This window comes from Herbidospora sp. RD11066 (assembly GCF_054661255.1).
This window is the reverse complement of the sequence record NZ_BAAGDO010000001.1, coordinates 1542145-1564662: the sequence shown is the minus strand read 5'-3', so window position 1 is coordinate 1564662 and position 22518 is coordinate 1542145. Positions and strand designations below refer to the sequence as shown.

The 22518-nt window shown below is 68.8% G+C and carries 26 protein-coding genes; 5 read left to right on the top strand and 21 right to left on the bottom strand.

All coding sequences use genetic code 11. The annotated features are described in order from the left end of the window. Positions 1-348: 348 nt before the first annotated feature. Both ACYQ78_RS06345 and ACYQ78_RS06340 read right to left on the bottom strand, forming a co-directional pair. Positions 349-1338 carry a recombinase family protein gene (locus ACYQ78_RS06345; RefSeq protein WP_459799724.1) on the bottom strand — a complete coding sequence of 330 codons (990 nt, stop codon included), beginning with the start codon at positions 1336-1338 and terminating at the stop codon, positions 349-351. Beyond that, on the bottom strand, positions 1335-1988 hold the full coding sequence (locus ACYQ78_RS06340) for a recombinase family protein (RefSeq protein WP_459799723.1): 654 nt from the start codon (positions 1986-1988) through the stop codon (positions 1335-1337). The genes ACYQ78_RS06345 and ACYQ78_RS06340 overlap by 4 nt, the downstream gene beginning before the upstream one ends. Before the next feature lie 85 nt (positions 1989-2073). Between ACYQ78_RS06340 and ACYQ78_RS06335 the strand changes: the two genes are divergently transcribed. Next, a complete protein-coding gene (locus ACYQ78_RS06335) occupies positions 2074-2574 on the top strand; it encodes an ATP-binding cassette domain-containing protein (RefSeq protein ID WP_459799761.1) in 501 nt (166 codons plus the stop codon). Here ACYQ78_RS06335 and ACYQ78_RS06330 read toward each other — a convergent pair whose 3' ends face one another. Further along, entirely contained in the window at positions 2575-3018 is a 444-nt protein-coding gene (locus tag ACYQ78_RS06330) for a PIN domain-containing protein (RefSeq protein WP_459799722.1), read from the bottom strand. Further along, positions 2966-3217 carry a type II toxin-antitoxin system Phd/YefM family antitoxin gene (locus tag ACYQ78_RS06325; RefSeq protein WP_459799721.1) on the bottom strand — a complete coding sequence of 84 codons (252 nt, stop codon included), beginning with the start codon at positions 3215-3217 and terminating at the stop codon, positions 2966-2968. The genes ACYQ78_RS06330 and ACYQ78_RS06325 overlap by 53 nt, the downstream gene beginning before the upstream one ends. Before the next feature lie 242 nt (positions 3218-3459). Between ACYQ78_RS06325 and ACYQ78_RS06320 the strand changes: the two genes are divergently transcribed. Beyond that, entirely contained in the window at positions 3460-4869 is a 1410-nt protein-coding gene (locus tag ACYQ78_RS06320; protein ID WP_459799720.1) for an amidase, read from the top strand. Positions 4870-4885: 16 nt separating this feature from the next. On the opposite strand, the gene ACYQ78_RS06315 is transcribed toward ACYQ78_RS06320, so the two are convergent. From ACYQ78_RS06315 to ACYQ78_RS06300, 4 genes are read right to left on the bottom strand one after another with little or no spacing between them, the layout of a single operon-like run. After that, positions 4886-5539 (bottom strand): RES family NAD+ phosphorylase, encoded by a 654-nt coding sequence (locus ACYQ78_RS06315; protein WP_459799719.1) that lies wholly within the window; start codon positions 5537-5539, stop codon positions 4886-4888. Between the two features lie 23 nt (positions 5540-5562). Further along, complete coding sequence (locus tag ACYQ78_RS06310) at positions 5563-6426, bottom strand: inositol monophosphatase family protein (protein WP_459799718.1); 864 nt, start codon at positions 6424-6426, stop codon at positions 5563-5565. 26 nt (positions 6427-6452) lie between these two features. Further along, a complete protein-coding gene (locus ACYQ78_RS06305) occupies positions 6453-7007 on the bottom strand; it encodes a hypothetical protein (protein ID WP_459799717.1) in 555 nt (184 codons plus the stop codon). 58 nt (positions 7008-7065) lie between these two features. Next, positions 7066-8061, bottom strand: coding sequence for a hypothetical protein (locus tag ACYQ78_RS06300; RefSeq protein ID WP_459799716.1), 996 nt, complete (start codon positions 8059-8061; stop codon positions 7066-7068). A gap of 168 nt (positions 8062-8229) precedes the next feature. Here ACYQ78_RS06300 and ACYQ78_RS06295 point away from each other — a divergent pair, with 168 nt between their 5' ends. Together ACYQ78_RS06295 and ACYQ78_RS06290 are read left to right on the top strand one after the other, a co-directional pair. Next, positions 8230-8964 (top strand): DUF427 domain-containing protein, encoded by a 735-nt coding sequence (locus ACYQ78_RS06295; RefSeq protein WP_459799715.1) that lies wholly within the window; start codon positions 8230-8232, stop codon positions 8962-8964. After that, positions 8965-9510 carry a formylglycine-generating enzyme family protein gene (locus ACYQ78_RS06290; RefSeq protein WP_459799714.1) on the top strand — a complete coding sequence of 182 codons (546 nt, stop codon included), beginning with the start codon at positions 8965-8967 and terminating at the stop codon, positions 9508-9510. Here ACYQ78_RS06290 and ACYQ78_RS06285 read toward each other — a convergent pair. From ACYQ78_RS06285 to ACYQ78_RS06255, 7 genes are read right to left on the bottom strand one after another with little or no spacing between them, the layout of a single operon-like run. Continuing rightward, on the bottom strand, positions 9488-10771 hold the full coding sequence (locus tag ACYQ78_RS06285) for a hypothetical protein (protein WP_459799713.1): 1284 nt from the start codon (positions 10769-10771) through the stop codon (positions 9488-9490). The genes ACYQ78_RS06290 and ACYQ78_RS06285 overlap by 23 nt on opposite strands. Beyond that, positions 10771-11115 (bottom strand): hypothetical protein, encoded by a 345-nt coding sequence (locus tag ACYQ78_RS06280; RefSeq protein WP_459799712.1) that lies wholly within the window; start codon positions 11113-11115, stop codon positions 10771-10773. The genes ACYQ78_RS06285 and ACYQ78_RS06280 overlap by 1 nt, the downstream gene beginning before the upstream one ends. Before the next feature lie 11 nt (positions 11116-11126). Then, positions 11127-11945 carry a copper resistance CopC family protein gene (locus ACYQ78_RS06275; protein ID WP_459799711.1) on the bottom strand — a complete coding sequence of 273 codons (819 nt, stop codon included), beginning with the start codon at positions 11943-11945 and terminating at the stop codon, positions 11127-11129. Next, positions 11942-13093 carry a metabolite traffic protein EboE gene (eboE, locus tag ACYQ78_RS06270; RefSeq protein ID WP_459799710.1) on the bottom strand — a complete coding sequence of 384 codons (1152 nt, stop codon included), beginning with the start codon at positions 13091-13093 and terminating at the stop codon, positions 11942-11944. The genes ACYQ78_RS06275 and eboE overlap by 4 nt, the downstream gene beginning before the upstream one ends. Position 13094: 1 nt before the next feature. Beyond that, a complete protein-coding gene (locus ACYQ78_RS06265) occupies positions 13095-13952 on the bottom strand; it encodes a TatD family hydrolase (protein WP_459799709.1) in 858 nt (285 codons plus the stop codon). 3 nt (positions 13953-13955) lie between these two features. Then, positions 13956-14570 (bottom strand): EboA domain-containing protein, encoded by a 615-nt coding sequence (locus ACYQ78_RS06260; RefSeq protein WP_459799708.1) that lies wholly within the window; start codon positions 14568-14570, stop codon positions 13956-13958. Beyond that, positions 14555-15703: an inositol-3-phosphate synthase gene (locus ACYQ78_RS06255; protein ID WP_459799707.1), complete on the bottom strand. Its 1149-nt coding sequence runs from the start codon at positions 15701-15703 to the stop codon at positions 14555-14557. The genes ACYQ78_RS06260 and ACYQ78_RS06255 overlap by 16 nt, the downstream gene beginning before the upstream one ends. Before the next feature lie 391 nt (positions 15704-16094). On the opposite strand from ACYQ78_RS06255, the gene ACYQ78_RS06250 reads away from it, so the two are divergent. Then, positions 16095-16733 carry a neutral zinc metallopeptidase gene (locus ACYQ78_RS06250; protein ID WP_459799706.1) on the top strand — a complete coding sequence of 213 codons (639 nt, stop codon included), beginning with the start codon at positions 16095-16097 and terminating at the stop codon, positions 16731-16733. Here ACYQ78_RS06250 and ACYQ78_RS06245 read toward each other — a convergent pair. The 6 genes from ACYQ78_RS06245 to ACYQ78_RS06220 form a co-directional block, all read right to left on the bottom strand. Beyond that, positions 16730-19306 carry a M48 family metalloprotease gene (locus ACYQ78_RS06245; protein ID WP_459799705.1) on the bottom strand — a complete coding sequence of 859 codons (2577 nt, stop codon included), beginning with the start codon at positions 19304-19306 and terminating at the stop codon, positions 16730-16732. The two genes, ACYQ78_RS06250 and ACYQ78_RS06245, sit on opposite strands and share 4 nt — an antisense overlap. Beyond that, positions 19303-19752 carry a hypothetical protein gene (locus ACYQ78_RS06240; RefSeq protein WP_459799704.1) on the bottom strand — a complete coding sequence of 150 codons (450 nt, stop codon included), beginning with the start codon at positions 19750-19752 and terminating at the stop codon, positions 19303-19305. Before ACYQ78_RS06240 ends, ACYQ78_RS06245 begins: the two co-directional genes overlap by 4 nt. A gap of 86 nt (positions 19753-19838) precedes the next feature. Then, a complete protein-coding gene (locus ACYQ78_RS06235) occupies positions 19839-20024 on the bottom strand; it encodes an EF-hand domain-containing protein (RefSeq protein ID WP_459799703.1) in 186 nt (61 codons plus the stop codon). A 9-nt stretch (positions 20025-20033) separates the two neighbouring features. Next, entirely contained in the window at positions 20034-20852 is an 819-nt protein-coding gene (locus ACYQ78_RS06230; protein WP_459799702.1) for a GNAT family N-acetyltransferase, read from the bottom strand. Further along, the gene (locus ACYQ78_RS06225; protein ID WP_459799701.1) at positions 20842-21690 is read right to left on the bottom strand and encodes a hypothetical protein; all 849 of its coding nucleotides are present in this window, start codon (positions 21688-21690) and stop codon (positions 20842-20844) included. The genes ACYQ78_RS06230 and ACYQ78_RS06225 overlap by 11 nt, the downstream gene beginning before the upstream one ends. Positions 21691-21715: 25 nt before the next feature. After that, positions 21716-22513, bottom strand: a complete 798-nt coding sequence (locus ACYQ78_RS06220; protein ID WP_459799700.1) for a hypothetical protein — start codon at positions 22511-22513, stop codon at positions 21716-21718. Between the last annotated feature and the right edge of the window lie 5 nt (positions 22514-22518).

The window sequence follows — 22518 nt, the reverse complement described above, 5'->3', positions numbered from 1 at the left end:
GGGTGTGGTTGGCGGGGGGGCGCCCCCCCCCCGGGGCGGGGGGGGGGGGCGGGAGATGCGGCGAGGCCGACCAGGGAACCACCCCCAATGTTGATCTTGCTGGGGGGCCTGGGGCCTCGTCGGTGGGGTCACGGCGGCGGTCGGGCGTCGGCGGGCGGGGGGCCAAGGGCCGGGCTGTCGGTTCGGGCGATCGGAACCCCGCGTCACTTAGTGATCTTGGTGGTGGGCCTGAGTCTTCGCCGGTCGGTCAGGGCGGGGACGTCGGCGCCGGGGCGGCTCCTCTGGATCCGGTGAAGTGGGCGGCTGCGGTGGAGCTGGTGGCGGACTGGCCTCCGCTGGATGCGGCGACTATGCGGCGTCTGGCGTCGCTTCTGGCACGAGGTGGAGGATCGGGAAGATCTTGACGCGGTCGGCGATCGGGGCTTTCTTGGCGTTCCTGCGCTCCGGCCCGGGCATGGCCTTGATGACCATGATCATGCGGAGGATCTCGCGCTTCTTGCCCAGGCTGAGCGACATCCACAGCTCGCGGACCCGTTCCGGCGTCGCGCCGACGAAAGGGGTCAGGGGGCTCTTGACGGTCGCCTGATCGATCAGGGCATGCCGCTTGGCGATCTCCTCATCGGCCTGGGTGGTCACCTCCTCCAGCAACTCCAGGGTGATCCCCTTGCCGGTGAGAAGGAACTGCCTGTGGGACTTGGTGGCCTGGGCCTTGCCCGCCTCAAGCGCTGTGATCTCGGCTTGCAGGGCTGCGAAGTCGACGGTTGCGACGGGGGCGGGCAACAGGTTGACCAGGTCGGGGCGGGCCAATCGCGCCATGGCCGCGTACTCGATGTGCTCGTCTACCTCGGGTGCGGGGGTCTTGGCGTGGCCTCGCGTTTCACACCGGTAGTTGCGGGCGGCGTCCGCGCCGTGGGACTTCACGAAGGTTTCCCCGTCGTCGCAGATGCCGCAGAGCATGATCAGGCTGACGAGCCACTTGGGGGCGGGGCCTGGCCCGTGGTCGCGTCCGGGCATGGTGTGCAGGGCGCGTAACGCCTCCTGCTGCTGCCTGCTGATGATCGGCGGGAGCACGTCACGAACGATGACCTCACCCTGGTAGACCATGTCACCCACGGTGCGGGGGCTGAGAAGGATCTGCCACATGGTCCGGCCACCCCACTCCGCCGGTTTGGTGAGTTCCTCCCCGTTGCGTCGGCGCTTGCGCCCGTCCTTCTCGGCCTGGGTGAGGACGCCACGCCTGGCCATATCTGACATGATCATCGCCTGGGGAACGCCGTTGAGAAGCTCGTCGGCCCAACAGGCGATCTCGGCCGCCTCCTCCGGGTTGTGCTTGGTCATGTCGATGACCGGACGGTGCTCTCGTACACCCGCTCCAACGGGCTGGCCTTGGGGTTCACACACACCGCCTGGACAAGGCCGGTGTCCACACCCCATCCGTAGGCGCGAACCCCGCCACCCCAGGCACCGGTCTTGGCCTGGCGCTTGCGGGCCACGGCCACGTTCTGGCCACGCTGGCCGCTGTCGTGCTGGGCCGCGTTGGTGTCGGCGATGAAGTCGGCGCGGCCTTGCGCGCTGGTGAAGTCGTAGGGTGCGCCGCGATGCACGGACCAGACAACCACCTGGTACTCAATGCAGAGCTTCATGAACGTCAGGCCGGTGTCCACCCGCCGGTGAAGCCGCGACGCATCCCGGATTACAACCCGTCCGACATACATGGCCACGATGTCGGCCCTGAGGCGCTCATAGTCGGGACGGTAGGCGTCCGGGTCGTGGGCGCTGATGTCGTTGTCCACGTACCGGCGGGAGATCGGCGGAATGGGCCACTGCGTGACCTTCTCGTCTTGCTGCTCCATCTGGGAACCGACCCCGGCACCGGTCCCCTCCTTGTCCAGACTCCGGCGGGCGTATCCGGCGGTCTCCCTGTCGGCGGGGACCACCCGTAAGCGAATACCGTCGATGACCTTCCCGGTGAACTCCGAACCTGCCATGTTGCGTGCCCTTCCGTCTCTGACCTGCACTTTCGTGGTGATATCTCTAATATCCTCCCTAATTCGGTAGTAGGGGAAGTCGACGCTGCTGCGCACGATCGCCGGCCTTCACCCGGCATCCCACGGGACGATCCACCTCAATGGCATCGACATCACCCGGGAACGTCCGGAATGGCGGAAAGCCCGTGGATTATGTCTCATGCCGCAGGACCACCGATTGTTCACGTCATTGACCGTGGAGGAAAATCTCCAGGTCGGCACGCATTGGGCGGCCCCCGGGTCATGGTCTCTCGGCCGGGTCTACGAGCTCTATCCGTACCTGAAAGAGAAACGCCGCGCCCATCCCGGTGACCTGACCCCCGAGGAACATCAGGCCGCCGCCATCGGCCGCGCCCTGATAGCCAATCCCCGGATTCTGCTCCTCGATTCGCCCTCGCACGCCGGGCCGGTCGACCGCTTGGCGAAAGAGGACCTCGCGCTCGTGGTCGCGACCCCCGACCTGCCCGCCACCACCTGCCGGATCCACCGCCTCGTCGACGGCAGATCCACCACCACCCGCCCTGAGGTCAACTGCTGCCCTCGCTGATCACTCGCTGAAGGGATCGACGACCGAGACTCCGGTGCCGGCGAAATCGCGCACGTTGCGGGTGACCAGGGTCCAGCCGTGGACACGCGCGGTCGCCGCGACCAATCCATCGGCGAAGGGCAGTGGCCGGACAGCGTTGAGACGGCCCCACTCCTCGGCGACCGCCGTGGTGACCGGCACGATGCGGTCACCGAACTGCCGATGGAGACCGTGCAGCCACCGTTCCAAAGTGATCGCCTTGACGGGGTCGCGCCGGCGGCACCGCTCGATGCCCGCGCGGACCTCTCCGATGGTCAGGGCGCTGATGTGCAGTTCGGGAAGGTGACCTACAGAAGGTCGTTGCGTTTCCGACCTCGGAGATGGCGTTGGTGTCGAGGAGATAGCCCATGGATCAGAATTCGATCTCGCGGGGCAGCGAACGGTCTCGGGGGAATTCCACGTCATCGTCCCAGTAGGGATCTTCGATCAGATGGCTCTTGAGATCGGGAACCGCGCCGCGAAGTCGGCGGAACTCCTCGATGCCGACCACCACCGCGGCCTCCTCCCCGTGCAGGGAGACCACTTGCGGACCCTCGGTGCGAGCACGACGGACCACCTCGCTGAACTGTCGCTCGGCATCCTGCAACTGCCAGCTCGTGATCACCTTTCTGACCGGACAAATTCTGATCCGCCGATGCCAGGGAAATCTGGTCGACAGCGAACAAGGGGCGCTGCCAGGATGGCCCGCATCATGGCGCGAGCGTAGGTATATCTCGATCATCTGACAGAGGCGTGGGGATCACCGCCTCTGTTCACGGCTGTCTTGTTTTGGCGGTGCCTGCTGCACCGCTCCTCCCGCCCGTCGCGGCGGTAGAGCCGTATGTGATCGATGAAGAGGACTCTCGCGTGGAGATTCACGAGTACACGACGTACGACGCCATCGGGCTCCGGAAGCTGATCGGCGCCGGTGAGGTCACCCGGAAGGACGTGGAGGACGTCGCCCGGCGGGCTCTGGCCCTGGCGAATGCTGAGCTCAACGGGCTGGCTCTGCCGGTGTTCGAGCCGGCGCTCGACTACTCAGAAGACGGGCCGTTCGCCGGGGTGCCGTTTCTGATCAAGGATCAGGGGCCGGTGGCCGAGGGGGTTCCGTTCTTCCTCGGGAGCCGGGCGATCAACGGGGTCGCGGCCCGGCACGACAGCGATCTGATGGCCCGCTTCCGGGCTGCCGGGCTGGTCACGCTCGGGCTCACGACGGCGCCGGAGATGGCGCTCAGTTTCGCCACCGAGTCGGTCAGGTTCGGGCCGACCCGCAATCCGTGGAACGTCGAGCTCAGGGTGGGCGGGTCCAGCGGGGGCGCGGCGGCGCTGGTGGCCGCGGGGGCGGTTCCCCTCGCCCACGGCAGCGACGGGGCCGGTTCGATCCGGGTTCCGGCCTCCTGCTGCGGGCTGGTCGGGCTCAAGCCGAGCCGGGGGCGTGTTCCGTGCGGGCCCGACATGGGAGAGCCCATGCTCGGGATGGCGTACGAGTTCGCGCTGACCCGCACCGTCCGTGACGCGGCCCACCTTCTGGACGCCGTCCACGGACCAGGCATCGGCGACAAGTACACCGCGCCGCCTCCGGCCCGGCCCTACGCCAAGGAGATCGAGCGGGTCCCCGGGAAACTGCGCGTCGCGGTCACCACCGAGGCCTGGTCGGGCGCCGACGTCGATCGGGAGGTCGCCGAGGCCACGGACCGAGCCGGGCGGGTGCTGGAGGCGATGGGGCATGTGGTCACCGACGCGAGCCCGGTCGTCGACTGGGACGCCGTCATGCGGAGCACGGTGGCCGAGGCGGTGGCGATCGCGTCTCTCCTGCTGCTGGCGCCCAGACAGCCCGATCCAGAGCTGATGGAGTCGGTCTCGCGGCGAGTGCTCGAAGTGGCCAAGGGGTTCGGCGCGCTGGATCTGATGGCGGCCTTCGGAGCGCAGAACCAGGTCACCCGGTCGGTGGCGGGGTTCTTCACCGGTCATGATCTGCTCGTCACCCCGACGCTCGGACGTCTGCCCGCGCCGCACGGCACGCTGCGGTACGACGACCCCGATCACACCCTCACGTCGTGGCTGACCTCGATGTTCGACTATGGCCCCTTCACCATGGTGTTCAACGTCACCGGGCAGCCCGCGATCAGCCTCCCCCTCGGGCACAGCGAAAGCGGGCTGCCCATCGGGGTGCAGATCGCCGCCGCGTACGGGCGGGAGGATCTGCTGTTCAGGATCACGGCCCAGCTGGAACAGGCCATGCCCTGGAAGGATCGAACCCCTCGGTCCTTCGTCTGAAGCACCCCGGCAGCGCCTAGCGCGCGACCGAATCGAGCCGACGCGACTCACAGAGCGATTCGCCCACCGAGGTGATGAGCACCCGGCAGAGTTCACGGGTCTGGTCGACCCGGAAGACCGACCCGGCGTCGGCGCCGCTGCGGGCGCGGAAGATCGCGAGGTTCTCCGACTTCCGATCGGGATCTCTGCAGGACAGCCACTTGACGCCGGAGATCCCCTGGCAGAACAGGTCCCAGGCGAACCGCTGGCTGAACTCGTAGGCGTCGTGGCCGCCGATGGGTCCTCTTTCGCCGAGGATCCGGCTGACGATGCTGCCCTCGCCCGCGTCGGCCGACCCGGTCAGGTCAAGCACTTCCACGGGCCTGCGGACGGTCAGCACCGCGAGCCGCCGCTGGCCGGCCCCGGCCTCGTGGAGTGCGCCACGCTCGAAGACCTCGATCACGGCACCCGTCTCGGAGGTCGACAGATAACACGTGCCGGCGTTTCCCCTGGGGAAGTCGAAACGGTGGTCGCCCTCCCCGCAGAACCAGGCGGGGACACCGGGAACGACCGCCGAGGACGGGCTCGGCGCCAGTGGCCAGCAACACGGATAGATCCGGTAGAGGGTGACCTCGGGCGACAGGCGGAAACGTGGCAGAGCGCGCAGTTCGGCGGCTCGGATCGCCCCCATCGGCCGGCTCCGGTTCTCGAGAGCTAGGTGGGGTCTCCGGCAGCCGGAGAGCCGGCCCACAGTCCGTCCATGCGCCCGCTCATCTCCTCGGCGGACGACCAGAGGTCGATCAGCCCGGGCAGCCGGTCGCTGGTACCTGCGATGAATGAACGGTTCTCGTCGAGGCTCTTGAACGTCGAGTCGAAGGGGGTTCCCGACGGGTCGAGAATCTGGAGACCGGCCTCTGTCGCGATCAGCGCGCCGCCGTGCAGGTCGAGCTCACCGACCCGATAGCCGACGAACCCGCCGAGGTCACCGCGTGCGAGCATGACCCACGCGACCAGCGGCGCCCACAGGCGCACGACCCGGGTGGCCTTACGGTCGAGCTGCAGCTTGAGCGCCGTCGCGATCGGGTCGTCGGGGTTCACCTGGTAGCCCTGGGTCCACGCCAGGATGTCGCGCCCGTCGTTGCGGGGGCGCCGCCTCAGGCGTTCGCGCCCCACGTAGGCGCCCTGACCGCGTACGGCCGACCAGGTGCGGCCGGATATGGGGTCGTGGACGACGGCGACGACGGGCACCTCCCCGTCGCACAAGGTCAGGCCGACCGCGTAGGCGGCCAGCCCGAGGGCGATGTTGTTGGTGCCGTCGAGGGGATCGATCAGCCAGCTCCAGTAGCTGTCGCCGACCAGCATCCCGGACTCCTCGGAGACCACATGATGACTCGGATAGCTGCTCCTGAGCCGTTCAATGATCAACTGCTCGGCCGCATAGTCAAGTTCGGTCACCAGGTCGCGATCACTTTTTCGCCAGACCGAGAAACTCTGTTCAGCCCCCGCTCTGATGAGTTTACCCGCGTCCTCCGCCACATGGATCGCGACCTCGCGAGCGGCCTGAAGATAGTCGATCATATGAGATCTACTCCTCTCGAAAACGCTCACTGTTCAACTCCAAGAATTCGTGCCGCGATCTTTATGTCGGCGGGTCCGCCGGGCCGGCGCATCACCGTGTGAGGCCGGGTGGAAATGCTCGCGAGACTGAGCTCGGGAGCAGCATATTGGTTCTCGGCCATGGCGATCGTCACCGTCTCGCGCAGAGCCGTGGTGGTGTGGAAAAGGCCGGTGGCCAGAGTATAGAACTGCCCTTGGCTGAGGTTTTCCGAACTGACCAGATGATGACTGACCAATTGCTCCGTCGGCTTTATCTGATCACCGTCGTCACTGGGATGTATGGTGCAGAGTCGATGGGTCGCAGCGCCGGGATCCGGCACCACCGCGATGATGTCGTTGCGTATCTCGCCGGTCACGACGTAACTGAGCAGGTCCCAGCTGTGGGCGTGGACCTGTGACGTCGTGGGGGGTTCGAAATCCAGGTTGTCCGACCATACGTGCAGGCAGACCCCGAAGGCGGTCGCCCGGTGAATGGGGAAGCACAGAAAACCCAGCGGGTGCCGCACCGGAACCGCACCCGCCGCCATCACGTCGTGTCCCATCTCGTCGAGGATCCGATCGACGCACCTGGCGAGAAGGAGTTCGCGGACGGCTTCGACCTTAGATGTAGGGATTCCGAGCATGGATCGCCTTCTCGATTATGTCGGGAACAAGGTCATGTGAAACCACCAGCGGAATGTTGATGGCCGCGAAGACATTGATCACTTCACCCGGCGTAGGCTGGACACTGAGCCTGACCCGCTTCGCCGGTGCCAGGTCGACCTTCCTCGCCTGCTCGAAACTGTTCGCTAGCTCGGTCTCGTAGGACTTGTAGAGGAAGCCCTTCTGCGGGACGACTATGGCGCCCCCGTCATCCTGCGTGATGACGATCCGGCTGTCGGACATGTCGTATCTGAAGACCCCCATGATGCTCGTCAGCGCCACCTTGATATCCAGCAGAGTGTAATCCAGCTGGTACCAGCACGCGGCCAGCAGAGTCGCATAAGATTCGAGCTGGGTGCGTTCCTTCGTCCATATTTCGCCAATTCCATCCGGGTTCGGCGAAATCGAATAGCGGAAACTAGCGTAGCGGTCGCAAACGTCTTCGTTGGTGGGATCGAGGATCTCCAGGCGCACCTGAAGCGGGCGGCGCTCCTTTCGCGCCACACTCACGAGACCTGGCAGGGTCACTGCCCGGATATAGGTGCCGGTGCCACCGCGGAAGATCCAGCGACTGCTCGTCTCGCGGGCCTGCGTGCATTCGTCGGCCACTTGTTGGGCGGTGGTGAGACCATGCACCAGCGCCTGGCTGTTCAGCGCGACCCGCGCCTCCCCCAGGGTGGTTCTCATCTCGTCGATGGTCGTCTGCGCCTGCCGGAAAGAGGCCAGCGCGGCCGACACCTCGCGCAGGCCGGCGAGTGTCTCGTCGGTGGCGTCACCACGCCGCCACCGGTCACGAAGAATGGACACCGATAAAATGCCCAGCGTCACCAAAATCGCATTCTGAATAACGGAATCGGAAGCGACGGACGTCAGCCCGAGGATACCGACGCCGATTGCGATCACCAGCGCAAGGACGGTATCTGCCTCGTTGACAATCTTTGGCAGTTTACGCACTCGGCACACTCCAAGGTTGTTGGCCTTGAGGAGTATATGCCTCGGCGGGAAATATCAATATAGATCGCCGTCGGGATCGGCCTTTAACCCGGGAAATGGTCGGCCACAAAGCGGCACTCCGGCGAGTGCCGCAGGAATATCTCCCCCACAACTGTGGTTTCGGTGCGTATGACGACAACCAGAGGCCGGGTCCGGGTCGAGCCGACGGCCAAGCGTGTGCGCGTTTATCTCGGTGGGCTGCCGGTGGCCGACACGTCGTCGGCGCTGCTGGTGTGGGAGAACCCGTCCTACCCCGCCTACTACTTCCCGCTGAAGGACGTCGCGTCCGGGGCGCTGAAGGAGGCCGGGCAGGGCCAGCACTCGCCCTCGCGTGGTGACGCCACGCTCTACACCGTCACCTCGGGGGGCAGGGAGGCGAGCGCGGTGGTGTACGCCGACTCGCCCATCGAGGAGATCCGCGAGTTCGTCCGGTTCGACTGGGATTCCATGGACGCCTGGTTCGAGGAGGACGAAGAGGTGTTCTTCCACCCGCGCGACCCGTACACCCGCGTCGACATCCTGCCGTCGTCGCGGCACATCCGGGTCGAGGTCAACGGGGAGACCGTGGCCGACTCCAAGAACGGGCGGATCCTGTTCGAGACCGGGCTTCCGGCGCGCTACTACCTGCCCAAGACCGACGTGCGGTTCGACCTGCTGGAGGCGACCGACTCGGTGACGCACTGCCCCTACAAGGGGTCGGCCGAATACTGGTCGGTGAACGGGGTCAAGGATCTCGCCTGGTCGTACCGGACGCCGCTGCCCGAGAGCCAGAAGATCGCCGGGCTGGTCGCGTTCTACAACGAGAAGCTCGACATCTACGTCGACGGCGTGCTGGAGCCCCGGCCGAAGACCAAGTTCTCATAGATGATCGAGATTCCGGGCGGCGTGATCCTGCTCCGCGACGAGGCGCGCGACGTCGGGTGGACGGTCGAGATCGAGCCCTTCCTGCTCGCCGCCCACCCGGTGACCCGGGAGGAGTTCCACGGCGTCCCGGGCGACCGCCGCCCGGTCACCGACGTCTCGTGGCACGACGCGCAGGCCTACTGCGAGCGCCACGGGTTCCGGCTGCCGACCGAGGCCGAGTGGGAGTACGCCTGCCGGGCCGGGTCGCGCGGCGACACCTACGGCGACCTCGACGAGATCGCCTGGCACGGCGGTGAGGTCCGCGAGGTGGGCCTGAAGAAGCCCAACGCCTTCGGTCTGTACGACATGATCGGCAACGTCTGGGAATGGACGTCCGACCTCTACGACCCCGAGGTCTACGGCGACTACCGGGTGTTCCGGGGCGGCGGCGCGCACGACGGGCCGAGGGCGCTGCGCGCGTCGTGCCGGAGAAAGAGCCACCCGACGTTCAAGATCGACGATCTCGGCTTCCGGGTGGCCCGTTCTAGGCCGCGAACAGCAGCATGAGCCCGGTCACCGTGTAGACGACCATCAGGATCAGCAGCGGCACCTGCCCGGCCACGGCCGTCCTGCGGGGGAACAGCACCAGGGCCCGGTCGTGGGCCAGGGCGGTGCCGAGGACGTGGCCGATGACGATCAGGGTGACCTGGAGCATAGCCACGGCGGCGGGGGTCAGGAAGGCCGACTGGATGGTCCAGTTCGCCGTCCCGAGCCAGTTGGCGCCGGTCACCAGCGGGTCGGAGAGCAGGGCGAGGGTGCGCTGGCCCTCGTACAGGAAGAGCGTGAAGTAGTGGGCCAGGATGTAGCCGATCGCGATCGGCACGATCGAGTGGGCGATCTCGCCCGCCGTCCGGCCCTGCTCGGCCATGCCGCGCCGCCCGGCCAGGCGGGTGGCCAGCTCGTAGGCGCCCAGCACGATGAGGATCACGACCAGCAGGCCGAGCGTGCCGAGCACCGGTGACGGCAGGCTGTTCTCCTGGACGAACCTGACCCAGACCGGCGCGTTGGAGAAGCTGTCGTACATGGTCGACCCGAGCAGCACGATGACCAGCGCGGTCAGCCCGGGGGCCGGGCGCAGGGTGGTCATGCCGTCGAGCGGGTTGCGCCAGACGAGCACCCCGTCGTCGCGCCGGGCGATCGGCGACAGGCGGCCGGCCAGGTCGCTGTAGACCTCGAACGTGTCGCCCTTGTCGAACCAGGCCACGCCGTAGACGAGACCTCCGGCGAGCATCGCGAGGGCGTACACGGAAAGCCACGCCCCGATGACGGGCAGCGTCACGCGCCCGGGAGCCACCAGCTCCAGCCAGACGAACGCGAGCAGCCCGGCGGCGGCCGGCCAGTAACCCAGCCCTTCGGGCAGCTTCTTGAAAGACCGGTCGCCCCTGATGAGGAGCACGACGGTGCGCAGCGGGTTGAGTAGGCGCCACACCCCGCCGAAGATCAGCGACAGCGGCACCAGGCCGACCCAGAACAGCACGTAGACGACACCGGCCGTCGGGTTGTCGGGGTCGTCGGGGCCGAAGAAGCCGATCAGGAAGTACGCCGTCGCGACCAGGCCGACCGCCCGCCACACCCACTCGGGCACCCGCCACTGGAGGAACCGGGGCAGCGGGGCCGCCTCGTCGAGGCCGACGCCGAGCCGGGACTCCCGCCAGAGGAAGCCCAGCGCGGCGAACGACACCAGCAGGCAGATGATCGCGCCGATCAGGGCGGCGGAGAACGGGATGGGGAGGTCCTGACGACCCCCCACGCCGTGGGCCAGGAGCATCAGCTCACCACGAGCTGGAAGAGCTGGAGGTCCTGGTCGTGCGTCTCCACCTCGAACAGGCCGGTCTGGTCGGCCAGGAACGAGATCACCGAGGGGTGGTTGGGCAGCAGGGTCGCGGCCTTGTCGTACCCGTGGACGTGCGCCTCGTCGGCGACGTCACTCGTGACGGTGATCTTGATGCCCTGGTTGAGACCGACCTCGATCCGGCCGGGGGGCGGGGTGACCTTCTTGCCGGAGATCGTGACGGTGATCTCCTTGATCGGGCCGACCGCCGCGGCGGGCCCGCCGGTCGAACAGCCCGAGAGGGCCAGGACCGCCACGAGCAGCGCGGCAACGTATTTCATCGGTTCTCCAACTAACGTTTCTTCGCGCCGACCTTGCGCGGGGCGGGCCGAGCGGGGTTGCCCGACTTGCCGGGCTGCTTCTTCTTCGTGTTCTTCGCCGGTGGACGTCGCATCGCCCGCGCCAGCAGGAACACCACGCCCAGCCCCAGCACGACCGGGATCAGCCACACCAGCGGGCTGTCGTCTCCGGTGGCGGGCGCCGCCACCGGAGACGCAGCGGTACTGGGCGCCGTGGTCGGCAGGACCTGGGTCGTCGTGGTGGTGTCCGTGCTCGGGAGGGCGGCCGGGGCCTTGTCGGCCTCGTGGGCCGCCTCGATCGCGGCGAGCAGACCGGGGTCGGGACCGTCGGTCGGGGCCTTCCAGCCGTCGGGGGCCTTGGTCGGCTTGCCGGCGTAGGTGAACTTCACCTCGCCCTTGACCTGCTCGCCGTCGCTGGCGATCGAGAGCCACGCGATCGTGTACTCACCGACCTTGGGCCAATAGGCCACCGGGACCTCGACCGAGAAACCCTCGTGGTAGAGCCGGGGCTCCCACTTCCCGTCGATCAGGAAGAGCTCCGTGACCGGCTCGTCGAGCCGCTTGGTCGCCCCGATCAGCCACCTCTCGTCGACGCGCTTCCCGTCGGGTCCTGTCACGGTGAAGTGGGCATTGCTCGGCGGCGCCTCGGTGTACCAGAGCGTCACGGTCTGGACGGGATCGACGAGGGTCCCGCCCTTCTCGGGGGTCGACTCGACGAGCTGGCCGTGGGCGAACGCCGGGCCCTCCAGGAGGACCGTCGTCGTGCCCAGGCAGAGCACCGCGATCAGCAACCGGGCCAGCCATCTCGTCATCGGGACACGTCCTCCAGTCCGAGCGCGACCAGGCGGTCACGCGTCCAGGCGAGCTCGGCGGCCAGCCCGGCCACCAGGCCCGCGTCTCCCTGCGGGCGGCGGTCCTCCGGCAGCACCTGCCAGGTGTAGGTCTCGACCTCCACGTGGTCGGTGACCGCCGTCGCCCCGCCGAAAAGAGCCTCCAGAGTGCTGTTCAGTACGCCGCTCGTGCTCGACAGCGGCGGCTCGGGGTCGGCGTGCAGGGGCAGGTGGAAGTGCACCCGCCACGCGTCGTCGCCGGGCAGCCCGGCGAGGGCCTCGTCGAGGTCGTCGCACGAACCGCCGCCGCGCTCCCGCGTCTGGTGCAGGAACCGCTCCTCGTGGAAGGCCGCGAGTTCCTCCCGGGCTTTGGCAGGCTCGTCGACGTGCAGCGCGCACGACGCCTGGGTCTTCACGACCGGCAGCCCCGCCGCCTTCAGCCGGGCCAGCGACTCGACCGGGTCCTCGAACTGGACGGCCAGGTGGCAGACGTCCAGGCAGACCCCGAGCCAGTCGTGGTCGAGCGCGGCGAACTCCTCGCACGCCTGCTCGATGGTCTCCACGACGCAGCCGGGCTCCGGTTCGAGGGCGACCCGGATGGTCCGCCCGCTGGAGGCGGCCAGCTTCGACAGCCCCTCGGACAGCTCGGTGAGCCGCGAGAGCGCGGCCTTGGACGAGGCCGTGTTCCAGTCGGTCCGCCACGCCAGCGGCAGCGTCGACACGCTGCCCCGGGCGGCGTCCTCGGGCAGCAGCCCGGCCAGCACCGACGCGCAGTCGAGCGTGTACTGGAGCCGGTCGTGCGTGGTCCAGTCGGGGACGTACACCTTCCGCTTCACCACCGGGTCGTGGAACCCCCGGTAGGGGAAGGCGTTCAGCGTGACGACCTCGAGGCCGCGCGCCGCGAGCTCGCGGCGGAGCCGGACCACCTGGACGGGGTCCTCCACCAGGGCCGTCGCGACGTCGCGCGCCAGCCACAGGCCGAGGCCCAGGCGGTCGACCCCGAGGGCCTCCCTGACCGGCTCGCCGAACCGCGCGAGCTGGCCGAGGACACCCTCCAGGTTCTCAGCGGGGTGGACGTTGGTGCAGTACGCGACGTGCACCGTCGACCCGTCGGGATGACGCAGCCGCATGTCAGGCGTCCTTGCGCACGCCGCGCAGGACCGAGTTGCCCTCGAAGGTCTCGTCGGTCTTCAGGTCGGACAGGTCGAGGCGGCCCGACTGGGAGTAGAACTCCACCGGGTTGCGCCACAGCACCTTGTCGACGTCGTCGGGGCTGAATCCGGCGGCCAGCATCGCGTCGCCGGTCTTGCGGGTCTTCAGCGGGTCGCTGCGCCCCCAGTCGGCGGCCGAGTTGACCAGGATCCGGTCGGTGCCGAACTCCTGGAGGATGCGGACCATGCGGTCCTCGTCCATCTTGGTGTCGGGGTAGATCGAGAACGCGGCCCAGCTGCCCGACTCGACGACCATCTTCACGGTCATCTCGTTGAGGTGGTCGACCACGACCATGCCGGGCGCGATGCCCGACTCGCGCACGACGTCGAGGGTCCGCCTGGTGCCGGCGGCCTTGTCGCGGTGCGGGGTGTGGACCATGATCGGCAGCTCGTGCTCCTTCGCCAAGTCGAGCTGACGCGTGAAGGCGTGGTCCTCTTCCTTGGTCATGGAGTCGTAGCCGACCTCGCCGACCGCGACCACGCCGTCCTTGGCGAGGTAGCGGGGCAGTTCGTCGAGCACGTCCACGCAGCGCGGGTCGTTGGCCTCTTTCGGGTTCAGCGCGATCGTGCAGTGGTGGCGGATGCCGAACTGCGCGGCCCGGAAGGGCTCCCAGCCCACGAGGGAGTCGAAGTAGTCGAGGAACGAGCGCACCCCGGTGCGCGGCTGGCCCAGCCAGAAGGCGGGCTCGACCAGGGCGCGCACGCCGGCCTCGTACATGGCCTCGTAGTCGTCCGTCGTCCGCGACGTCATGTGGATGTGCGGGTCGAAGATACGCACGGGCTAGGCCTCCTGGTCTACGAGGGTGAGCACGAGGTGCACGTCGTCCGGCACCACACGGCCGGCCGCCTCGCGTTCCTTCGCGAAGTCGGACAGCATGCGGGCCAGCTCGGCGTCCGCGCGGTCGGCGAGATGCGCGACCGCGGCCAGGGGGACGCCGACGAACACGCACTTGAGCACGCCGTGCCGCCAGCCCTCGTCGTCGAGGTGGGCGGCGGCGTAGGGGCCCATGGCGGCGGCCACGAGCCGGGTGTCGTTGGTGCGCAGGGCGTCGCGGACCAGCGGCAGCCCCTCGTCACCGAGGCCGAGGATCGGCAGCGCGCGCAGCACGGCCCGCTTCTCGGCGTTGTCCCCGTCGGTGTACGCCTGGGAGACCGCCGCCGCCTTGGGCAGCGGCAGGGCGTCGAGCAGCAGGGCGCGGGCGGCGTCGTCGGCCGTCCACCCGTTCAGGCTCTCGATGGGACCCCGGCCGACCTTGCGCCCGGCGGCCGGGAAGAGCACGGCCAGTTTCGCCGGGTCGTCGGCGATCTTCGTCCGTGACTCGTCGAGCCACGCCTCGGCCTCGGGGGTGAGGTCGAGGGCGGCCCGTAGTTCGTCGGGCGTCATCTGCCTGCCCACTCTCGCAGTGCGTCGAACTGGGCGAGCAACCGGTGCTCGTCGGTGCCGACGGGGTCCTTGAAGAAGAAGCCGAGCGGGGTCAGCGCGCCCGACTCACCCTGGCCGTGCGCCCACGCGGTGAAGCGCGCCAGGTCGAGGACCAGCGGCGCGGCCAGCGCCGAGTCGCAGCCCTGCCAGGTGAACTGCATCGTCATCCGGACGCCGAGGAAACCCTCGAACAGGATGTGGTCCCACGCGGTCTTCCAGTCGCCCAGGTCAGGAACGTAGTCAATGTGGACGTCGCCCCCCGCGGAGTACCCGAGCATCTTCGCCATGCCCCGCTGCTTGCTCGCGGTCTTGCTGGCCGCGGCGGCCGGGTCGGCCAGGGTGGCGCCGTCGCCGCCGCCCAGCAGGTTGGTGCCCGACCACGACAGGACGCGCAGCGCCCGCGTGGTGAACATCGGCGCGAGCGCCGACCGCATGAGCGTCTCGCCCGTCTTGCCGTCGCTGCCGGCGTAGGGAACGCCGCGCGACTTGGCCAGCTCGTCCAGCGCGGGCAGGCGCGCTCCCGTCGACGGGGTGAAGTCGACGAACGCGCACCCGGCCTCGAAGGCGGCGTACGCGTACACCGAACTCGGCGGCAGCACGTAGGCGTCGACCTCCATCGCCTTCGTGAGCGCCGCGAGGTCGTCGTGCTCGGGACGGTAGGCGCTCGGCGGCTCCGTCGACGACACGTTGATCACGACCACCCGGTCGAGCCCGTGCCGCTCACGGAAGCTGACGATGTCGGCCGCCAGCCGCTCGACGACGCGCAGCTGCGGCACCGCGTCCTCGACATGGACGCCGTCGCGGATCTCCGCCTCGACCGCGGTCACCTCGGGCAGCACCGCCGAGGCGATGTTGGCCGGGACGACGCCCGAACTGGTCAACTGCTCCACGCGCTTGGCGAGAGGGGTGGCCACGACGTCGTGGCCACCGAACACGAGCTCCCCGAACGCGGGCAACGGAAGCTGTGCGAAGTCCGGCAGTTCCGAGACCAGGCCGACGGGGGCGGTGAGCCCTAGACGCACCGCGGCGGCACCCGCCATGGCGGTCGTCGCGACCGACCCCCGAACTCCAACGAACCAGACGCCCGTCCGACTCTGCTCCACCATCACCGCTTCCCTTTCGATATATCTCCGAAGGGACAGCTTGAGAGGTCGGATGGCTGCCGGCCTACGGCACGCTGGGTCCCCAGTGTCGGAGGACGCGCACGCCGAACGCGTCTACGGTTCTAAAAAACCCTGCTTGACTCATGACGTGCCACCGCCGCCAAGCCCGAGACGTCCATATTGTTACGGGGCAGTACAGGTCGGGTCAATGCCACGAACCACTCGTCACGCTAAGTAGTCTTCCGAAGCCAGCGGCCACAGGTGAGCGGAATTCACATTTCCATAAATGTCAAATAAATAGTGGAATTACCGTACGGACTTATCTCTCGGTCGCCATCTATTGCACCATTAACGGCGCGGATAGCCTGCGAGTAGTCGAATACGGAGAATTCACATGAGATCAAGATTACGGGTGATTCCCGCACTCCTACTCGTTCTCGCGTCCATCGGTTTCGGGGCTCGCCCGGCCTCGGCCGCCGATGACGTCCGCGACGACATCCGCGCCGCACTGTCGGTGACCAGGGCTTTCTGGGCCGATCACTGGTACGACTATTTCAACGTTCGCTATGTTCCGCCGCGCATCCTGGGCGGCTACAACGGTAGGAGCGCCAATCGCCCGATCTGTGGCGGACAACGGGCCACCCCGCTCAACGCCTTCTACTGCGGCGGCAACGCGCATTACATCACCTGGGACGTCAACCTCATGTCCGAGGGTTACAAGTACGGCGACGGCTGGATCTACCACGTCATCGCCCACGAATGGGGTCACGCGGTCCAGGCCCACGTCCCGTGGCTGCGTGCCGTCCAGGACGAACTCCAGGCCGACTGCCTCGCCGGAGCGGCCCTCGCGGGCGCGGCCCGCGACGGCAATCTGGTCTGGGAGCGCGGCGACACGGCAGAGGTCCACACCATCCTGCGACTGCTGTCCGGCGACACGCCGTGGACGAAGGTCGGCGACTACGGGAGCGCGGCGGAGCGGATGAGAGCCTTCCGGCTGGGGGCGAACAGGGGCGTCCCGGCCTGCTTCTCCTAAGGGGCCGATTCGGCGACGGTGAGCGTGCAGTAGTGGGCCAGACGGGAGACCGTCCGGCCCACCATGTCGGCGTCGTACTTCCCGAACCAGACGTATCCGGCCTGCGCGAATATGCGCAGGCCGTCGTCGTCGGCCGAGGCGATCCGGTTGACCAACCGGGCGACCGTCAGCCAGTAGCCCTGGTCGGCGCTGAGGACGTCACCGGCCCTCGTCCCCCGATGGGCGGAGAGGGCTTCCTGGCAGGTGGCGAGCGGGGGCAGGCTGCGCTCCCGGATCGGCTGACGGAGCGCCTCGACGATCTCGGGGCTCCAGCGCGCCGGAGGCTGATCGGCCGCGCCGATGTAGGGCAGCCACTGCGTCACCGCGCCGGTGGCGCCCGCGGCCCCCACCACGGTGACCGCCGCGATCGCGGCCGCCCGCAGAGGCCACTTCCGGGGCGCCCGGACGCCGTCGTCACCGGCGCGCAGGGACCGGACGAGGCCGGCGACCGCGGTCACCACGAGGGCGGGGAACAGCGCGTAGGCGAAGGTGAGGGTGTAGTAGCTGCCCAGCGCGCCGACGAATGTGCCGCCCTGGGTGTAGCAGGACGCCGCCCGCGCCCAGCCGCACTCCGCGAGCGCGGTGTGGCCGAGCACCACCAGCGCCATCGGGACACCCGCGACCGCGAGTGCCGACGTCGTGTGGGCAGCGGCCCACAGGGTGCGCCGCCGGCCGCCCGTCAGCACGCCGATGACGACCGCGGCCACCCCGGACAGCGCGACCGCGATGCCGATCAGCGTGTACACCGCCTCGAGCTGCCGCCCGGCGCGGGTCTCGGCCGCCAGCCACGGCTGCAATGCGAATCCGGCCACGGCCAGCACGGCGGCCGCTCCCATCGCGGGCACGAGCGCGGCGAGGAACCGTGAGTACGCGCGCCGCAACGGAGCAGGGGGCACGTCGTCGAGGAACAGGGCGAGCGGCCGCGCCGGACGGGCCCGGCGGGCGCCCGCCGCGACCAGGAACACGGCGGCCAGCACGATGGTGAACAGGAAGAGGGGATGGCGCGCGGCGAACAGCGCCAGGATCGACACGAGCTGGCGCCCGTCGGCGACGTCGAGGAGGAGCAGCGTGCCCTGGTGCCACATCCCCAGCCACGGCCCGACGACCACCGCCCCGACCGCGACCGCGACGAGGGTGATCGACCGGGTCCCGCCGGCCACGGGCAGCCAGGCCGTCGCGCACGCCTTCGCCCACGTCAGGAAAAGCCACAGGAGCAGCAGCAGACCGGCGGCCATCAGCGCCGCGCTCAGCGGAGCCTGGAACACCGCCGCCCAGAAGCCGCGGTTCTGCGTCGCGGTGAACCACAGGCCCGCGAGCAGCCCGGTGGTCATGGCCGCCGCGGCCGCCAGGGTCGTACCGCCGCCCATCAGCCCGGCGGCCGCCGCACGCCAGATCCCGACAAGCGCGATGCCCGACAGCAGCGCACCGAAGAGAATGCCGGGAAGGATGTGCCGCACGTCGTTCCCGGCCTCGAAGTTCACGTAGGCGAAGGCGTCGAGTACGGGCGGGAAACAGAGGCCGGCCAGCAGGCCGGTGGTGGCCATCTCGCCGATGCCCGGCCGCAGGAGCCGTCCGGGGTCGGCCAGCACCGCCGCCCGGCGGCCCGGCCCGGGATGGTTGCCCAGGCGCCGATACCAGGGCAGGGGGTCGCCGCGCTTGACGGCCGCCTCCATGCCCTCCCGCCGATCGGGCGTGTCCCCGGCCCGGACGTCGGCGTGGTGCTCACGAGCGCGCAGCACGGCCGTGCGTGACGACCACAGCACCAGCAGGATCACCGGGAGGAAGATCGCCCACCCGGGAAGCAGGGAGGGGTTCCACAGAACGCTCGCGACCACGGCGGGAACCGCCTCGGTGACCAGGAACGCCCACCAGATCGCCACCGTGAGATGGGCGACGCCGACGTCGCGGTTGCGGATGTGCGCGAGTTCGTGCCGGAGCACCGCCTCGGCGACCTGCGGTTCCTTCCGGTACGCCACCACGGTCCCGATGCTGAGCACGATCGTGTGCCGCCGGGGCAGGCCGAACGTGCGCCCGCTGACCCCCCTGCGGGCCGGGTCGACGAGCACCCGGACCACCTTGCCCGGCGTCTCCTCGGCGACGACCGCCGCGAACCGGGCGACGACCGCGTCGTGGTTCGGCCCCTCTCCGACGGTCTCCAGAGGGTCGAGCCCATGGCGCCGGGCCCAGACGGGATGGAGCAGATAGAGCACCACCACGGCCAGGAGCGGCGCGGCGAGCATCGCCACGGGGATGAGCGAGTCGATCGCCGTGACCCGCACCGCGCACGCGGCGTAACGGTCGAGGACGGCGGTCGCGTCCTCCATCGCCCCGGAACGCAGCCCGGTCAGGCACGACGCGGCTCGCACGTGTTCGGGGGTCTCCCGCACCGACCACCACATGGTGCGCAGCCAGAGGTTGACGTACAGCGAACCGGCGACGGTGGTCAGGATGAGGATCAGGAAGCGCGACGTCGTAGACGACGGCAGCAGGAAGGGGTTGAGCCGTGGCGCGCGCTCACCCCCGTCTCCGGTCACCTCTCGCCTGACAGATGGGCGTAGAGCGCCTGCCTCAGGCGGAGCGCGAACGTCGCGTCCGCGCCCATCGACAGGGCGATCTCCTCGGCCGCCCGCGCGGCGTCCTTCTTCTGCTCCTCGGTCAACTCGACCGGCGTCTCCGCCGCGGCGATCTCCGGGTCCTTCTTACGGCGGAACCGGCCCAGCGCCTTCTTGGCCGTGCCGGTCGCCATGGTCTCCAGGAGGTTGGACAGCGTGTCGGTCGCGGCGGCGCTGAGCACCGCGAGCACGATCGGGCTGGCCAGGGTCACGATGTCGGCGATGCCGAAGCCCAGGAGGTCGTCGGTTCCGGGCTCGAACGCCCGCCCCGGGTCACGCCGGACGGCCCGCGCGATGGCCGGGAAGTATTCGGCCTCTTCGGGCGACACCTCGGCGACGATGGCCGCCGCCACCTCGTCAAGTCGCATTCTCTTCCTCCGGTCGAACGGCGATCCGACCGAATTTTAAATGCCGCTCTTCTGGAAGAAAATGGACTCCATAAATGTCGCGTTATTTATGGAGTGAGCAGCCGGGAGAATTCCTCGAACGAATAACGCCCGTCGCCGTCGGCGTCGAGCCCGGTCGCGTAGGCGCCCAGCGCCTCGGCGGGCAGGTGGGGGAAGTGGGCGACGATCTCCGCCTCGGTGACGTATCCGTCGTGGTCGGCGTCGATGGCGTCGAACGTAGCCTTCAGGTCCACCAGGTCTCCTTATCCTCGGGCCACACCATAGTGCACGGTCCGGGCAACTTGGGTGAACCCCATGGAAAGGTACAGACGAGCCGGAATCGGCCAGGCGTCGTCACCTCGCGGGCTGACCGTGGCGATCTCGGCGCCGAGCTCCCTGGCGGCGTGGAGGGCGGCGAGACAGACGTCTCTGGCCAGCCCCCTCCCCCGGTGGTCGGGGACGGTGCCGACGGGCTCGACCAGCGCGGCCTTCCTCGCCTCGTCGAGCCAGACCAGGCAGTAGGAGACCGTCTCGCCTCCGGCCTCGACGAAGATGTCGAGCTCCTTCTTGTACGGCCAGGTCCCCTGGACGACCCGATAGCTCTCCTCGGTGACCCTCGACGGGTAGAAGGCCTCGCGGTGGGCTCTGACCCTTCCGGCAACGTCGGTGACAGGGTGGCAGGGGTGCGCCGGGGCGGGAAGTTCTTCCAGGTCGCGTACGAGATGCAGGAAGAAGGGCCCTTCCACCCGGACGAACCCGCGCGCTTCGACGGCGCGCATCAGGTGGGGTTCGGCGCTGGAGACGACGACGCTCTCGGGCTCGGTGATCCCGGCGAACCAGTCGAGCACCTCCCCCGCCCAGTGCTCGTCGACGGCCTGGAGGTTGAGGTGACCGGGCAGCTCGGCCCACCCCCACGCGACGACCTCGCCACCCGACCGCCACACTTTCGTGGGCCACTCGTGCTCGCGGCCGAGGTGCTGGCGCAGACCCCAAGCGAGGTCGCCGATGTGCCAGCGAGCACCGGGGAACCAGAGGCGCGAGGTCAGCTCCTGCATGTCGCGGAGCGACCGATCAGGCGACATAGAGCACCCCGGGCATCTCGATCAGCCGGTCGAGCAGAGCGGAGTCCGGAGTGGCGGCCAGATCGATCACGAACATCTCGCCGTAGTAGGCCTCGGTGACCTCGAAGGGGTCAGGTTCGAGGGGCTCGCCCAGCGACTCGCGGATGTCGCCCTCGCTCTCGCTCCACAGCGTGAAGGCCCGGCTCACCGGATAGACGACCCCGCCGTCGATCCCCCTGAGCACGTCCTCGACGGCGTCGATCTCGGCGCGCGTGGCCTGACCCCGGCCTCCGGCACAGGTGTTCGACGACCATTTCGGGCGCTCCCCGCACATCGCGACGACCAGATCGCCCTTGCCCTCCCAATACGACTTCGGAGTGACCGAGGCACCCCATGATCCGGGAAGATCGGGCGAGTCCGGATAGCCGGGATAGTCGGCCTCGACCGCCACGAGGTCGGCCGTGCGCGCGATGGTGGCGTTGAACATGCCGCCCGTCTCCGCGAGTTCGACGAGCGGTTCGTCCTCGCTGATGCCCACCTCCGCCATCTCCTCCTCGGTGAGGAGTGGAGTGACGTTGGACCTGGTGTCCTCGCCGGACGCGTTCACGTCCGCCACCATCTCCTCGGGGCTGGTGTAGGTCAGATCGGTGAGGCGGGGATCGGCCTCCAGCACCTTACGGACCGCCGCCACCATCTCGGGCGTCGCCCGACCCGCGTCGCAGCCCTCAACCACGGACTCCTCCGGGCACATGTAGACCCCGAGGCTCCCGCCCTCCGGCCAGGGGTCCTTCGCGGCCACCCCTCCGGCGGCGGAGGCGCCCCCGTAGACGAGGGCAACGGAGATCAACAAGCGAAGCATTTTCGGATTATGTCGCACGAAAGGGTCATGAGATTCCGACTTCCAGGACCCCCGGAAGGCCGATCGCCCGGTACAGGATGTCGATCCGGTTGGTCGTGTCGGCCAGGTCGACGTAGAACATCGGGGTGAAATCGGCCTCGACGGCGTCGAAGTGACCCGACCGCTCCAAGCGGTCCCAGTAGATCCTGGACTCCCACAGGTTGTGGGCCGGGGTCTGCTCGTACACGACCGGATCGCCCGGGAGACCGCGAAGGTGGGCGGCGACGGCGTCCTTCTCGGCGCGGGTCGCGGCTCCTCGGCCCTTGCAGGCCAGATGTTCTTTCGCGGGGTCTCCGCACATGCTCACGTAGAGGTCGATCCGGTCTGACCAGAAGCCGGCGGGGTCGACCCTCACCACGTCGACGCCGGGCAGTTCGCCCGCGTCCGCCTCCACACCGGGGAGGTCGGCCCGGTCGGCGACCCTCGCCTCGACGGCCAGGAACATCCCGTCGTCGGAGAAGGTGCTGATCGAGATGCGGGTGCGGTCCTCGATCCGGTCCACGCCGTTGGTCCACAGTTTGTCGTGATTGATGGTCTGGGCCAGCTCCCGGCCGTCTTCGATCCAAGCCTCGGTGACACGTGGGTCGGCGGTCAGCGCGGCGCGCACCTTCTGAGCCTGGGTGAGCGTCGCCTCGCCCTCCGGGCAGCGATCCTCGTCGGCGAAGTAGCCGCACATGGTCGCGACGACGATCCAGGCCTCGGGCCAGGGGTTCTTCGGCTTCTCGCCCCCGGCGGCCGAGGCGCCTGCCATGACGAGGGCCGCGGTGATCAATAACCGGAGCATCGTCG